Origin of the sequence: Alteromonas sp. V450, from assembly GCF_001885075.1 — a bacterium.
Taxonomy (GTDB): Bacteria; Pseudomonadota; Gammaproteobacteria; order Enterobacterales; family Alteromonadaceae; genus Alteromonas.
Window position 1 is genome coordinate 1,791,524 of record NZ_MODU01000004.1, and the last position, 15,047, is coordinate 1,806,570.

The 15,047-nt window shown below is 45.1% G+C and carries 11 protein-coding genes; all 11 read right to left on the reverse strand.

Annotated elements, in window-relative coordinates; genetic code table 11:
* Nucleotides 1–11 precede the first annotated feature (11 nt).
* On the reverse strand, nucleotides 12–470 hold the full coding sequence (locus tag BK026_RS07860) for a type IV pilin protein (RefSeq protein WP_071815351.1): 459 nt from the start codon (nucleotides 468–470) through the stop codon (nucleotides 12–14).
* Complete coding sequence (locus BK026_RS07865) at nucleotides 470–4,594, reverse strand: PilC/PilY family type IV pilus protein (protein WP_071815352.1); 4,125 nt, start codon at nucleotides 4,592–4,594, stop codon at nucleotides 470–472. Before BK026_RS07865 ends, BK026_RS07860 begins: the two co-directional genes overlap by 1 nt.
* Nucleotides 4,595–4,603: 9 nt before the next feature.
* The gene (locus BK026_RS07870; protein ID WP_071815353.1) at nucleotides 4,604–5,167 is read right to left on the reverse strand and encodes a PilX N-terminal domain-containing pilus assembly protein; all 564 of its coding nucleotides are present in this window, start codon (nucleotides 5,165–5,167) and stop codon (nucleotides 4,604–4,606) included.
* Nucleotides 5,164–6,027: a PilW family protein gene (locus tag BK026_RS07875; RefSeq protein WP_071815354.1), complete on the reverse strand. Its 864-nt coding sequence runs from the start codon at nucleotides 6,025–6,027 to the stop codon at nucleotides 5,164–5,166. The genes BK026_RS07870 and BK026_RS07875 overlap by 4 nt, the downstream gene beginning before the upstream one ends.
* Nucleotides 6,024–6,650: a prepilin-type N-terminal cleavage/methylation domain-containing protein gene (locus tag BK026_RS07880; protein WP_071815355.1), complete on the reverse strand. Its 627-nt coding sequence runs from the start codon at nucleotides 6,648–6,650 to the stop codon at nucleotides 6,024–6,026. The genes BK026_RS07875 and BK026_RS07880 overlap by 4 nt, the downstream gene beginning before the upstream one ends.
* 344 nt (nucleotides 6,651–6,994) lie before the next feature.
* A complete protein-coding gene (ispH, locus tag BK026_RS07885) occupies nucleotides 6,995–7,939 on the reverse strand; it encodes a 4-hydroxy-3-methylbut-2-enyl diphosphate reductase (protein ID WP_071815357.1) in 945 nt (314 codons plus the stop codon).
* A gap of 2 nt (nucleotides 7,940–7,941) precedes the next feature.
* Complete coding sequence (gene fkpB / locus BK026_RS07890; RefSeq protein WP_061095485.1) at nucleotides 7,942–8,409, reverse strand: FKBP-type peptidyl-prolyl cis-trans isomerase; 468 nt, start codon at nucleotides 8,407–8,409, stop codon at nucleotides 7,942–7,944.
* Between the two features lie 14 nt (nucleotides 8,410–8,423).
* Entirely contained in the window at nucleotides 8,424–8,972 is a 549-nt protein-coding gene (lspA, locus tag BK026_RS07895; RefSeq protein ID WP_071815359.1) for a signal peptidase II, read from the reverse strand.
* A complete protein-coding gene (gene ileS / locus BK026_RS07900; protein ID WP_071815360.1) occupies nucleotides 8,965–11,784 on the reverse strand; it encodes an isoleucine--tRNA ligase in 2,820 nt (939 codons plus the stop codon). Before ileS ends, lspA begins: the two co-directional genes overlap by 8 nt.
* A 268-nt stretch (nucleotides 11,785–12,052) precedes the next feature.
* The gene (gene ribF, locus BK026_RS07905; RefSeq protein WP_071815362.1) at nucleotides 12,053–12,973 is read right to left on the reverse strand and encodes a bifunctional riboflavin kinase/FAD synthetase; all 921 of its coding nucleotides are present in this window, start codon (nucleotides 12,971–12,973) and stop codon (nucleotides 12,053–12,055) included.
* 120 nt (nucleotides 12,974–13,093) lie between these two features.
* Entirely contained in the window at nucleotides 13,094–14,653 is a 1,560-nt protein-coding gene (gene murJ, locus BK026_RS07910; RefSeq protein WP_071815364.1) for a murein biosynthesis integral membrane protein MurJ, read from the reverse strand.
* Between the last annotated feature and the right edge of the window lie 394 nt (nucleotides 14,654–15,047).

Consider the following 15,047-nt stretch of genomic DNA (forward strand, 5'->3'; position numbering starts at 1 on the left):
CGGCTAGGCTATTAGCAAGACCAACATTTTTCAGCGTTAGACAATCCATTGCCATCTTTATCCCAGCCTTTAATGCCATTGCTATAGTAATAAAGGTCGCCATCGCCAACCTGGGATGTACCCGACGTCGGCGTTGCTTTTAAAGCAAAACTGGTGGCGTTAGCCGATTCAATAGTTAGCGTGTAGCGCTTGTTATCGCTTGGCTCAGATGAAGGAGAATAGGCAGCAAAAATAGCCGGTGCACCGGTATTCCCGCCATCTTTTGCCGCCTTTTCATAAGTAAAAGTCCCGCTATAGTGTCGCTCCATCGCAGACGCAAGCGCGAGCAAATCAGCTTGAGCAGTGCCTCGATACCCATCAACAACTGCATTTTTGTAAGATGGGTAGGCTACCGCCGCAATAATGGCAACAATTGCCACCACAATCATCAATTCAATAAGTGTAAAGCCTTTAACTCGTGGATTTATCATCAATTGTCTCTTTCAGTTTCTGAACGCCAGCTGCCTCGCTGAACCCTTTCGTACTGCCCAAAGATATTTTCGGACAAGCATCCAAATGCGGATGTACAGGCCTCAACATTACCGTCTTCGTCTTCCGTAATAACCGCAGAGCCACATTCAGTTCCTATACAAACGATAGGGTCATCCTGAATAATAATCCCTGGGTCTGGCGCTATCCCTGGTTGCTTCAACTCGACAGAGCGGTCGTTTTCGTCAACTTCACCATCATTATTAACGTCGGTTACCGCATTTGCATTAAACAAATTCACCAGATAGGCCCGGCTATTACCCTCTGGCGGAGCACAAACACTCTCGTTATTTACTGCCGGTACATAAGTAGTAAACAGCACTTTGTAATCAACAATCAACGGGGAAGCCAATACTTTTTCCCCGCTGCCCGCTAAATCTAAAAACCACCCTTTTTTGTTAGCAAACTCTGACGTAGCGAGATTTCGATCTGCTTCAACATCACTGGTTAACACGTGGCTTGTAGCATCGAACAAATCACTTTCCGTGATTTTATTTTCAAAGAAAGTATATTCGCCATCTTCGTCAATAGAAAAGACACCGTTATCCTTAAACATATAAAATTTGTCTTCAACCGCAGTGTCTAAAGGAGATGCTCTCCATCCGCTTCCAATTGCGACACCATAGTAAAGCTCACCGGCCAGTGCAATTTCAGTCACGTCTGGCGCGTAATAAAAGCGGCGATTAGCGTCGGCTGTGGTACCACCGAAGTCAGCTAATAGTTTCCCTTTCACAAGGTTCGCTTTGTCTTTCCCGTTGTATATATCGAAGCGGAAAACCTGTCCACCCATATCGGCAGCATACATGTGGTCGGCAAAACCATCGTTATCTCTATCTATCACTGAAATACCAGCCGGAATACTGTACTTCATATCGGTAAGCTCTAGATCTGCCGCGTCAGTAGCGCCCGCACTCCACAATAGGCTGCCGCTATCCGCATCGACAATAAATAATGCGTTTCCAATACTATCGGCACTCCTGATAACACGGTCGTCGTTTCCTTCACTGTAACCACCACCGAAAATCATAACGTCTTTAACGCTTCCCCCTATCTTAATTTTAGTTATCACCGGGCGTGACCACGTTTGCCCAAGTTTGGCAAAGTCGCCTGAACCGCCTTTGATAATAAATTTAAGGGTAGGTGTCGATTTGTTGGTAATATCAAATGCGTAGTAGTTGGTCCCGCCCCTGCGCATACCGACATACAAATACTTTTTCGTGCCCGTATCTCGCAATACCAAATCGCCATCCACGCCATAGACATGATTTAGTGTCGCATTATCGTTATAAAACTGTTCGACATTTGAAAGTAATGACTTAGGCATTATTGCGAAATTTTCAGTGCCGTCAGACGTATTAATAGAGTGGATCATACCTTGATTTGTGGCCACAAAAATCACAGAACTGCTGCTTGTTTCAGTGACATAATCCACCACGATAGGCTGTGAATGAATGGGGTCGCCCATCTGAGGCCTGTAGTCAGAAGTACTGTTATCCTTATCTATATCTTTAACGTCAACGCCCCTTAACCATTTTAGATAAGCGGCTCTAGTGTTACTTTCGCTATCTCCGCTAGGGATGCCAAGATCGTTATTAGTAATATTAGCATTATCTTCATGAATTTTATTTGCTTCAGTAAAGATAGACGCCGAAACAGACTCTGTCGTATCGTCAATAAAATACAGTTTACGCCCACTTCCTAGTTTGCTGGCGGCACCGCCTAACGTGACGTCATCACCATCTTTTGCAGCAGACCAGTAGCTTTTCGCATCTTTATCGAAGAAACCGTTTGAGATAGCGTTTTTGTCAGCTACATCGACAACCTTTTGCCCCGACAAACGGTAACGCTTAAGGTTTCCGGGCCAGTATGCACTATCCGTGGGCTTAAACAGCGCATAATAAAGCTCATCTCTGTGGGTAAGCCTGTTTAGCTGATTCACTGCTACTCCGGGGGTAACAAACGTCGTATTAACCTCTTTAGCTACAGAAAAAATAGTGTCAAACGCTTTCAACAAATCGTCACTACTTGATGCGGAAAAATACCCTCCACCGCCGTTTGTTGCTAATGCTCTAAGAAACTTCGTTGCATCATCGTTAGTTTCTAGGCCAATCGTATGCGTCGTGACTTTTGCACCTATAGCAGAATTATCGGTATCGTTAAGGTTGGCAACTAAATCGACGCCGCATAATTCTCCCGCCGCATATGAGCCACCTTCCGCATAATTTGCTGCGCAGTCTTCATCAATTAGCGTTTGTATTTTAGCCACACTATCATTTAGGTTTGCTTCACCATCTGATAGCAACACTATGTGATTGTTTACCTGACACTGCAAATCACTGACTGGAGAAATATACGTAGCCCCAGCAGGAATGTACTCTTCTTCGCAGTTTTCAGAGGACAAATTGTCCACTGAACACCCCGACGGCAGCACGGAATCCTCACCAACGTAGGAACTTCTGTGGCTTACCCGGTGATGTTTTCTGTCATTTTGGAAGCCATTGTTTATAATTTCGCCTCTAATGAGGCCATAGTCAACGGCGCGCCCACCGTAATAGTTGGTTGCTTCAAGTAAGGTAGCAACAATGGGCGTACCACCCACAACATGGAATTCATCCACCTTATTTTTCAACAGCTCCCTAACCGTCATTGACTCGCCGGGTATGGCATTTCCACCATATTTAACAACCAGCCTTGCCGCTTTAGACTGAGAGCCTCGACGCGTGTAAGCGAAGCGTTGGCCTTCAAAATCGTCCATAACAAAGCCCATTTTATTTCCTGGACTCCAGCCGCTTCTGTTTACGATCGCAGAGACAATAGAAGAAATATCAGGGCTGCGATATACCCCTTCGGCATAAAAGGCAGGCATATTCCACGTTACGCTTGCCGAGGTTTTAGGCGTATCTCTTATTGTGTGCCTGCTTGCTGAATTCCCCCAGTTCGTTGTTGCATCATTTCTATTAATTCCCCTAATGCGCATACTAGCTGAATACGTTCTGCTAAAAGATGCGGTAAATTCTAGATACGCCTCTTCAATCTGGGCACCTTGAGGAATGTTTACATCATCAAAACGAACTGCAGTATAGTTGTTTGCATTGCTTGTGAAACTGAGGTGGTCACCAATATCCCTGTAGCCAGACGTATTTTCTTCATAGTTATCACTCTGGCGCTCTACCTGATAGACATCTCGGCTACCTATGCACCCCGTCGCGTCACTATCATCATATGTAATAGAGAGTTGTGGTGCATTTGCGCTCGCCTCAAACGACTTGACCTCCCTGTTGCTCAAGCCATTAGAACTGCTGCCTTGAACAATAATATTGATATCGTTCCCACCACACCAGTCAGACCTGTCGACAACGTCTTGGATGACTGCACTCAAATCAGGTGTTGAAACAAGCTGGTCTTCCGCAGGAAAAGCATTGTCTACCGACCAGTTAACAACGCTAGATGTTCTTGGGCGCGCGCTGATATTTTCGGAATCTGTACTAAAAGATGTGGCATCACCGCTCGCTTCAGCTGATATTATTAACGAGGTTGCGATTGCATCGGCACCGTTAGATGTTAAACGAAGCGTGGCGCTGGTTACAGTAGCGCCTCTCGGAACGCGAATATTGGTAAAGTGAAAACCAGTAACAACATCATTTGTTCCGTCACTCAGTGTAAGCACGCTGCTAGTTAAATTGACGTTTTCATTTATTTCAACGCCGTCATCGGCACCGCTCCCAGTTGTCGCTAATATTTCTGGGTTTACTGGTAAGTCCAAATCTTTTACAGGATAGATAACCGGCCCACCGCCGTTTGAAAAGCGCATTAACCCCGCATTAATATTAGTCGCTTTAGTTAACGACTCTTTAAGCGCTGTTCGTACTCGAGATATTCTAGTAGTGTCAGTATCATCGGTATAAGCCATACTGCCCGATGAGTCGATGATAAAGAGTACGTTTGGCTTAAACGTTTGGGAGTTGCTCACGCTGCCTAGATAAATATCTAAATCATCGCCAAACGCAGAAAAGCCAATACAACTAAAAAGGGTAACTGATGAGAGTAGACTTGTAATTTTTTTCATTGTAACGACCTATTGAGACGCAGGACCATAAACTGAGGCAGATAAAGTGTTCGCTACTACATTTGGCTTATTTTGAACCTGACCACACCCTCTAATTACAAAAACATGACAGCTTATACTGCTGCCTCCTATAACGTTGCTTGAACCACGGCACGCCTGCTCTCTGATAAACGCGGTTTTAGACCAACTTTTCGAACCAATTGCTGCTTGGTAAGTGTTATCAACGGTGTGAAGTTCACCTTTTGTAAGGCCCGCGGAGGTAACATATCTATCTGTCCATTCATTCTCGTCAAAACAGCTCATTGCTTCAACGGTAGGATCCAGTACCTTCCCTTGGCGCGCGGCGGTAAGTGCATCATTTTTTGTATTATCAGTAAGTACATCACTGTCTACTGACTCAAAGAAAACGCCTGCAATTGCCGTCTCAGCTGCATCGAAAGCCAGTCCTGACTGCTGCATTGAGACCGCCATTTTCGACTGCGATAGGCTGCTAGAAACGGCACCTACCCCTAATATTGTTATCGATAAAAGTACAAGCAGTGCAAATACCATTACCAGACCATGTTGCTTCATCTCGATGTCCTTACAAAATTCTTCATATTTCTGAGTGCAAGTGTTTTTGAAAACACTTGGTAATAATGAGAAGTATCCTTTGTTTTTGCGCTTTCATTGAGCAAGGCAAACGTTTGAGCGTTTGTTTGCTTTACTTCGTTTTGGTAACTTTTCAGAAGCAGTGCCCACCTTAATGAAACAACGTGTTCGTTGAGCGCACGATGGTCATCAACCTTATCAGCAGTAACGTAGATCACTGCCTGACCGTTTGACGTATCGACAGGTTCAGCTACACCAAACTGAACTTGGAAATCTTCAACATTATCAAGCAACACTACTGTTCTAGGCGCAACGGCTTGTACTTTTAACCCACGTAATACTCTGCCATCGTACCCCGCGCATTTAAGCGTATTATTTTGCACAAAATAATGGTTGACCACGTGAAACTCATCGCCCACATAATTATGATCATTTCCCGTGCAATCTTGTGTGCTTAACATAGCAACCACTAAATCATCGGAGGCACCGTCAGCACCATTTTTGCTTCCTAGGCCAGCGTTGGTAGCAAAATCACCGACCACTGCTACTGGGTGAGTTTCTACATAGGCCGATTCGGCTAGAATGTCGACCGAGTCATCGATATTTGCACTGAGTGTATCGTAACGCCCTACTTCATAGAGTTCCATTGTGAGGCGGCGTGATATAAAACGTCCTGATTCCTGTACCTGGGCAACAGCTTGATTGAGTTTATTTGTCACACTACTGCTTACTAAAACTTGTATGATTGCACCAGATATAACCAAGCCGAGGACCAATGAAATCATCAGTTCTAAGAGCGAGAAACCATCGACTTTTCGTTGTAATAGGCCTTGGTTGATCATAATGTTATGTCCTTAAAAACACAGGCATTCACATCATCGTCTTCTTCATTACATCGTGCATTAAGTGTATATTTAAGATTGCCAGAGGAGCTTACTGGCCAAGTTAGCAGTACTTCAATTGCCGAACCTGGACTGCACGTGTAAGTGTCGGTCACATCTTTATCAACGCAGCTCACATTGATGGCAGTATTGGGGTTTGTTTGTACCGCAGCACACGCTAAAGCCCATCCGTCGTAGGTTGACATTTGGCTTTCAGTGCAGGCGTTTCCTTCACAGTTTGGTATAGATTCTGGGCGTGTTAGACAATAGCACTGATAAGGATTTGATCCATCGCATGACAGTCCGCTAAAGTTATAGATATTGGGATTGAAGTAATTGTTATTCACTACCATACCATCACCGACGGTAGCCATCCTTGCAGCAGAACGCAACCGTTCAACAACCTGCGCCGCTACCATTTCAGCTTGCGTGCGACTTATCGCGTCTTTATTGGCAAAAGACCCTGTAAATTGAAGCGCAGCGACACCGAGTAAACCTACCGCAAGAATAAAAAGCGTGATAAGCACTTCAATCAGTCCCACGCCATGCTGCTTTGATAAGCAGTTTTCCTTAACTCGCCTCATCTTAAATTTCTCTGCCTTTTTACTTTTTGTAAATAACACGTGCTTTTACCGAGCTTCGCAACAACGCTTTAGAGTCCATCCTTTATATTAAAATATTCGCGGAGAATGGAGGGTATTCATTGTTATAAAAACGTATAATTTTAAAAGGGTGTATAATTAGACAGTGTAGCGGCAGGGTGCGCACCTACGTTCCTTGCATGCGCCACAAAGTAAAGTTCAACACAACTTCCTTTTATACGTATTATTATGTATCCGTAAGCCTTTGAATTTAAGTAGACAAAAGCATAAAAAAACACCGCATTATTATGCGGTGTCTTTAACATATCAGCAAACTATTTTTAAAGCTAGACCACTTGCTTAACTCTTAATTCTTTGGGTACAGCAAACTCCACATTCTCTTCGCGTCCAGCACGCTCAGAAGCTGAAACCGCGCCCCATGCTTTGAGCTTGTTTACCACACCTTGCACTAACACTTCCGGAGCAGATGCGCCTGCAGTAACGCCAATATGCTCTATACCTTCTAGCCATTCCTTTTGAATGCAATTAGCATCAGCTATCAAATACGCTTTTGCGCCAATTTTTTCAGCCAATTCGCGAAGACGATTCGAGTTTGAGCTATTCTGTGCACCAACAACCAGTAATACCTGACAATCTTGGGCTAGGTCGCGCACCGCGTCTTGACGGTTCTGCGTGGCATAGCAGATGTCGTCTTTTCTAGGCCCATTGATTTTGGGGAACTTAGCGCGAAGTGCATCAATGACATCGGCGGTATCATCAACAGACAGCGTAGTTTGGCTACAGTAATACAGGTTGGTCGGATCTTTAACTTCAAGCGTTGCCACATCAGCTTCAGATTCAACTAAATAAATACCGCCATCTTCATTGCTGTACTGACCCATGGTGCCCTCTACTTCAGGGTGACCAGCATGACCAATCAAGATACATTCAGTGCCCGTTTTACTAGCGCGGGTCACTTCCATATGCACTTTAGTGACTAAGGGGCACGTAGCGTCAAACACCTTAAGACCACGACTTTCTGCTTCTTTTCTTACCGCTTGCGATACGCCATGGGCAGAAAAAATAACAATGCTGTCGTCTGGCACTTCGTGAAGTTCGTCGACAAACAACGCACCACGTTCACGTAGCCCATCTACCACAAATTTATTGTGTACCACTTCGTGGCGTACATAAATGGGCGGCTCGAACATTTCAAGCGCGCGTTCAACGATGGTGATAGCTCTATCAACGCCCGCACAGAAGCCACGAGGGTTAGCTAAATGAATTTGCATAACTAGTTTCCACCTTGTGCTGACACGCTAGGTTTGACATCAATAATTTCAACGTCAAAGATAACCGTTTGTCCTGCTAGCGGGTGATTGAAGTCTACCGTAACAGAGTCTCCAGCAGCACTTCGAATAATCCCCGGAATCTCTGAACCGTCAGGCTGAGCAAACGCTAAAATCATGCCTTCCTCAACTTGCAAGTCTGCACCAAAGCGGCTTCTATCCATATAGTGAATATTATTCGGATCAGACTGACCGAATGCATCTTCAGGACCTAGTTTAAATGACTTTTTGTCACCTTTTTTAAGCCCAAGCAGACACGCTTCAAAGTTCGGCGTAAGGCTACCATCACCCATCACCATTTTGGCAGGTTTGTTGTTTACACGAGTACTGTCAGCGGCAGAGCCATCTTCTAGCTTTAAATCAAAGTGAAGAATAACTTCGTTGTCAGCACCAATTATCAATGAGTCTGTCATAACCTTTCCGAATACTACTTAATGGTTTCGCTACTGTCTGCGGCGCTTGTTTGCGCGTCTGCACCGTTGCCTTCGCTTTTTTTATCGCCATTTTTAAACATGTCGATAATCAGTAAAGCCGCGCCTATAAATATGGCGCTGTCGGCAATGTTAAACGCTGGCCAGTGGTAATTGTTTACGTAAAAATCTAAAAAGTCGATGACATAACCATGGACTAAACGGTCGTAAACATTGCCTAATGCACCGCCTAATATAAAAGCGAATGCTACGGGCAGCATTTTTTGCGAACGGGGGGACTGCTTCAGCCACCACAATATAACTACACTTACTAAAACCGCTATAGCGGTGAAGAACCAGCGCTGCCAACCACCCGCATCATCGAGAAAGCTGAACGCTGCACCGTAATTGTGTACGTAAGTAAAATTAAAAAACGGCAATACCTGTATCGACTGATACAAGGACATACTGTCGATAATTGTATACTTACTCCATTGATCGAGGATAAACGCAATTGCGCTTATCCACAAAAAACGCAAACCCGTCTCGCTAAAAAGCTTAAGCATAGTGGCGCTCTTCTCCATCACCATCAATGTTAGTCACACAGCGGCCGCAAAGCTCTTCGTGACCATCATGTGAGCCTACATCTTCACGGTGATGCCAGCAGCGAACACACTTTTCACCGCTTGCTTTATCAACGCTCAACCATAAACCTTCAACGTCTGTTGCTTTCGCATCAGACGGTGCACTGTCAACTTTCGTTAGCGTAACGCCGGACGTAATAAGCACAAAACGTAGCTCGTCTTCAAGCTTTGCAAGTACGTTGTACAACGACTCAGTAGCATAAAGCGAAATGCTCGCTTCTAGTGAGCCACCGAGCTCGCCATCTTTACGCGCCTGTTCCATCGCCTGGTTTGCCGCGTCTTTTACGCTAAGCACTTGATGCCATAGGGCATCATTAAACGTATCGCTTTGCGTGAAATTATTAAACCCTTCATACCAGGTTTCAGTAAATACAAACTCGCTGCGCTCACCTGGTAGCGTTTCCCAGATTTCTTGAGCAGTAAAGGTGGTGATTGGCGCCATCCAGCGAACCAATGCTTCAATGATATGATACATGGCCGTTTGACATGAACGACGGGCTAGTCCATCTGCTTTGGCTGTGTACTGGCGATCTTTAATCACGTCTAAATAGAATGAGCCCAGCTCAATTGAGCAGAAGTGCGTAAGCTTCTGTGACACTACCAACAAGTCGTAGTTGTCATACGCTTCGATAAGCTCTTCTTGAAGTGCCTTAGCACGAGCAACAATCCAGCGATCGAGCGCGACCATGTCGTCTTCTGCAACCGCATCTTCCACGGCAAAACCGTTCAGGTTCGCAAGTAAGAAGCGTGCAGTGTTACGTACGCGGCGATAGCCATCGGCAGCACGCTTTAAAATTTCATCCGATACCGCAATTTCACCACGATAATCAGTAGATGCTACCCATAGACGAAGGATATCTGCGCCTAATTTGTTAGTCACTTCCTGAGGCGCCACAACGTTACCTACCGACTTCGACATTTTTCTGCCGTGGGCATCTACCGTAAAGCCGTGTGTTAGCACTTCTTTGTAAGGCGCGTGGCCGTGCATGGCAGTTGATGACATAAGCGAAGACATAAACCAACCGCGGTGTTGGTCTGAACCTTCAAGATATAAATCGGCAGAGGCCGGAATGTCATCGCGACGGTCTACAACGAAGTAGTGCGTTACCCCTGAGTCAAACCAAACGTCTAGCGTATCGGTCACTTTTTCATAGTTGTCTAATTCGCTACCAAGCAGGGCTGCATCGTCGAGATCCCACCACGCTTGAATGCCTTTAGCTTCAACTTCTTGTGCCACCTTTTCCATTAACGCCGCAGACTCTGGGTGGATTTCACCGGTAAGTTTGTGCACATACAAAGGAATAGGCACGCCCCACGTACGTTGACGTGAGATACACCAGTCTGGACGACTTTCAACCATTTTTTCAATGCGGTTTTGGCCCCAATCTGGGATCCACTTGGTTTGCTTAATTTGTTCAAGTGATTCAGCGCGAAGGCCTTTTTTATCCATGCTTACAAACCACTGAGGCGTAGCGCGGAAAATAATTGGCGTTTTGTGGCGCCAGCAATGCGGGTAACTGTGCTCGTATTTTACGTTTAGGACAAGGTTACCCTTCTCTTTAACCGTTTCTATAATTTCATCGTTGGCTTTAAATACAAACTGACCTGCAAACAGCGGTGTATTTTCAAGGTACACGCCATTGTTACCTACCGGATTGTATACTTCGATATCGTATTGCTTGCCCACGTTAAAGTCGTCAACACCATGAGCTGGGGCTGTGTGTACACAACCTGTACCAGAATCAGTTGTAACGTGGTCGCCTAGAATTAACGGAACTTCAAGGTCTAAGAATGGGTGTTTAACGTTAAGCTTATCAAGCGCAGCACCAGTACAGGTTGCCACTTCGCGGAAATCCTCAACGCCGTAGCGGCTCATGCAGCTTTCAAGCAGGTCCTGCGCTACCACTAGCCATTCATTTGAAGGCTGAACTTCAACAATTGCATAGGTAAGCTCTGGGTGTAAGCTGATTGCACGGTTGGCCGGCAGTGTCCACGGAGTGGTGGTCCAAATTACAACGCCCGCTTTGTGTGTGGTTAAGTCGCTTTCAGACACGCCAAACGCTTCTGCGATAGCAGCCACATCAGCCACTGGGAACTTAACGTCGATTGCAGGTGATACTTTGTCTTTGTATTCAACTTCTGCTTCAGCAAGTGCTGAACCACAATCTGTACACCAGTGAACAGGTTTGAAACCCTTTTCTAAGTGACCAGAGTCTACAATTTTACTTAATGCACGAATGATGTCGGCTTCAGATTTGAAGTCCATTGTTTTGTATGGGTTATCCCAGTCACCAAACACACCTAAGCGTTTAAAGTCAGCCATTTGGCCGTCAATTTGCTTTTGTGCATATTCGCGACACTTTTGACGAAATTCAGCCGCCGTAACTTTCTTACCTGGCTTACCAACTTTCTTTTCTACCATCAATTCTATCGGCAAACCGTGACAGTCCCATCCAGGAACGTACGGAGAATCGAAGTCAGAAAGATTTTTCGACTTTACAATAATGTCTTTAAGAATTTTGTTAACCGCGTGACCAATGTGAATATCGCCATTTGCATAAGGAGGGCCATCGTGAAGAATAAACGGCTTTTTGCCTTTTTTCGCTTCACGAATTTTGCTGTATACCCCTTTTTCCTGCCAGTCTTTAAGCATTTTCGGCTCGCGCTGAGCAAGGTTACCGCGCATCGGGAACGCAGTTTCTGGAAGGTTCAGTGTGGCTTTGTAATCACTCATAAAATTGTATTATCCGGTTACCTTAATTTTCACCCAATGCACTAACACATTGTGAAGGCGATATTCATTTTGCGATGTTCAATTAAAACGCTGAATGTAAAAGGTTCAACGTAAAACTGTGTGTCGTTCTTACTAGCGCAAGGCTGACGTTATATGTTCTAGCACAGTAACTTACTTACGCGTTTCGCGAACAAGGATCCACGTTTTAAAAATCAAGCTCAATAAAACTAATACGCGTAGACACTTTTCGTGACTTTATCACGTTTAACTATGCTAATAACAGACGCGCTTGTGCTGCATCTGCTTGAATTTGATCTTTCAACGCCTCAAAAGATTCAAATTTAATTTCATCTCTTATTTTTGCCATCGGAAACACCGTAATAGGCTTGCCATATAGGTCAGATGACAAATCAAAAATATGGACTTCCAGCTGGTTTCTTACCCCGTTAACAGTAGGGCGGGTGCCAATGTTCGCAACGCCATTGTAGTGTTTCCCATCAACGTCAACACGAACAGCGAACACGCCATGAATGGGCGTTTTTTGGCGTTTTAGCATGACATTCGCGGTGGGAAAACCAATGGTGCGACCTTTTTTCTCGCCGTGAACCACCCTACCGTGAATAGCAAACGGGCGCCCTAGCATTTCGGTAGACAAACCGAAGTCGCTGTCAGCCAACGCTTCTCGTACCGCCGTAGAGCTTATTCGATGGGCATGCATGGTAAAACTGTGGGTGCTTACTACATCGAAACCGTATTGGCGACCTGCCGCCTCGAGCATTTCGAAATCCCCTTTGCGGCCATTGCCAAAACGGAAATCATCGCCAACAACAAGAAATTTAACGCCTAGTTTGTCCACTAGTAAATCATGGACGAAGGTATCGGCACTTTGCTTAGCAAATTCTGCGTTAAATCGCACAGCAAGCAGTCTGTCGACACCTTGTTGGCGCAGCAGTTCGTACTTTTCGCGAAGAGGGCTTATACGCGCTGGCGCTTTATCAGGCATAAAGACTTCTTCAGGCTGCGGCTCGAACACCATAACGGTGGCAGGAAGTGATAGCGATTTCGCTTTTTCAAGCACGTTAGCCAACACAGCTTGATGACCACGGTGTACGCCGTCGAACTTGCCAATAGTGAGCACACACCCTTTATGGTGCGGTTTTACATTGTTTAGCCCGCGGATAAATTCCACTGTTAGCCACTACCTTTTAACTGCTAGAAAATCAAAGCTCGCGATTATAGCCGACCGCGAGCACAATACCAAGCGCGGGACATTCTGAGTCACCGCCCTTTTTCACATAACTATTGAATTCTAATCGCCGCCGCTTCTGAAGTGCCTAGGCCGCATACCCAGCATCACCATGGTGGTCATAAACAGTACAACCGATAGAGAAATGGTTATTCCCACTTCTAACATTTGAGCGGAAAGAGACAAATCAAAGAAAGCTAAACCTTGGTCGCGATAGTAAATAAGCCCGCCCATGGCAGCACTTGCAATAATCACACGTGTTATAAACAAAACCGATGTGCGGCTTAACGCAAACACGCCTTGGCGATGCAACGTAATGTAAAGCAAAGCCGCGTTAAGCGTAGCTGACATACTAGTAGCAACAGCTAGCCCTATATAACCAAACGGAACCGCTAAAATAAGGTTGAATACCATGTTAGCGACCATACACCAAATACCGAATTTCACTGGTGTTTTAGTGTCTTGACGGGAATAAAACCCTGGCGCGAGAATTTTTACCAGCATAAAGCTGAGTAAGCCAAACGAGTATGCAGTAAGGGAGTAAGACGCCATAATGGCGGTTTCTGCGGTAAACGCGCCGCGCTGAAAAATAACCGTTAAAATGGGTCTTGCCATTACGCCAAGCCCTACGGCCGCGGGAATGCCTAATAAACATACCATGCGAAACGCCCAATCGATATTCGCAGCAAACGCTTTAGGGTTGTTACTCACGTGATTTCGGGAAAGCGTAGGTAAAATGACAGTAGCGATGGCAATACCAAACAATCCTAAAGGGAACTCAAGCAGCCTGTCAGAATAGTACAACCAGCTTATTGAACCGGTAACTAAAAAGCTGGCGATGAAGGTATCAAACAACAAATTGATTTGCCCTACTGATACACCGAACAAGGCTGGGATCATTAAGGTACGCACTTTAACTACGTTTTCGTCATGCCAGCCCCACTTTGGCTTTACCAAAAGCCCAGCCCTGAACAAAAACGGTAGTTGAAACAAGAACTGTACAATACCGCCGATAAACACCCCCCACGCTAGCGCGTATGCGGGTTGCTCTAGCGTAGGAGCTAAGTATATTGCGCATGCAATAATGCATACATTAAGTAAAACCGGAGTGAAAGCGGCAACCGCAAACTTATTGAGCGTATTGAGTATCGCCCCTGCCAACCCAGTCAAAGAGATAAACGCTAAATAAGGAAAGGTAATTTTCAACATGGTCGACGCGAGCACAAACTTATCTCCCGCCTCATCTCCTTCGAGCCACGCCACAAACCACCCTGTGCCGAATAAAGCGGCCAAAACAGGAGATGCAATAACCCCTATAATCGATACCACAAAAACAATAGCGCCTAACGTACCGCTGACTTTTGCTACAAACTCTCTAAGTTCCTTTCTATCGTCGTTCTCGTGGACTTCGGTTAATACCGGAATAAACGCTTGCGCAAATGCACCTTCAGCGAATAGACGACGAAGGAAATTAGGAATTTTGTTAGCAAAGAAAAATACGTCAGCAGCTGCCCCATCGCCCATGAGCTTGGCAACAACAACATCACGTACCAGGCCCAATACTCGCGAGACCAAGGTCATAATACTGACGATAAGACCAGATTTTATTAACTTCCGTGACACGTCACACTTCCAATAAGAGGTAAAGAATAGGCAGATTAGCAGCAGCCAATTTAAGGATAATCAAAAACGTCTGCTAAACGTAAAGCGGCAACAACAATAGGTTGCGAGCGAGCCATAATAACGAAAGCCTATGGCAGGCGAAACGATTTATTCAAAATAGTTGTGCATCTTTAACAACTTTCTTGCTATAATCCGCGCCCGATATGGGGTGCTTTCGTTTATGCATGTCTATCGCTTAAATGTTCTGAAAGAGTATCATAGTGACTCTCTTTCAAAAAAATGTCGCAGAGAAATGTCGCAAAGAATGTGCAACGTGTTGAGCATACTTTGTGTTCAATAGCTTGCGCGTTTTAATGCGAAACGATTTAAGTTTTAAATCGTTTGACATTTGGGC

Excerpts from the sequence above, each read along its gene's own strand:
- BK026_RS07860 (WP_071815351.1), bottom strand. The coding sequence starts at position 470 with ATGATAAATCCACGAGTTAAAGGCTTTACACTTATTGAATTGATGATT.
- BK026_RS07865 (WP_071815352.1), bottom strand. The coding sequence starts at position 4,594 with ATGAAAAAAATTACAAGTCTACTCTCATCAGTTACCCTTTTTAGTTGT.
- BK026_RS07870 (WP_071815353.1), bottom strand. The coding sequence starts at position 5,167 with ATGAAGCAACATGGTCTGGTAATGGTATTTGCACTGCTTGTACTTTTA.
- BK026_RS07875 (WP_071815354.1), bottom strand. The coding sequence starts at position 6,027 with ATGATCAACCAAGGCCTATTACAACGAAAAGTCGATGGTTTCTCGCTC.
- BK026_RS07880 (WP_071815355.1), bottom strand. The coding sequence starts at position 6,650 with ATGAGGCGAGTTAAGGAAAACTGCTTATCAAAGCAGCATGGCGTGGGA.
- ispH (WP_071815357.1), bottom strand. The coding sequence starts at position 7,939 with ATGCAAATTCATTTAGCTAACCCTCGTGGCTTCTGTGCGGGCGTTGAT.
- fkpB (WP_061095485.1), bottom strand. The coding sequence starts at position 8,409 with ATGACAGACTCATTGATAATTGGTGCTGACAACGAAGTTATTCTTCAC.
- lspA (WP_071815359.1), bottom strand. The coding sequence starts at position 8,972 with ATGCTTAAGCTTTTTAGCGAGACGGGTTTGCGTTTTTTGTGGATAAGC.
- ileS (WP_071815360.1), bottom strand. The coding sequence starts at position 11,784 with ATGAGTGATTACAAAGCCACACTGAACCTTCCAGAAACTGCGTTCCCG.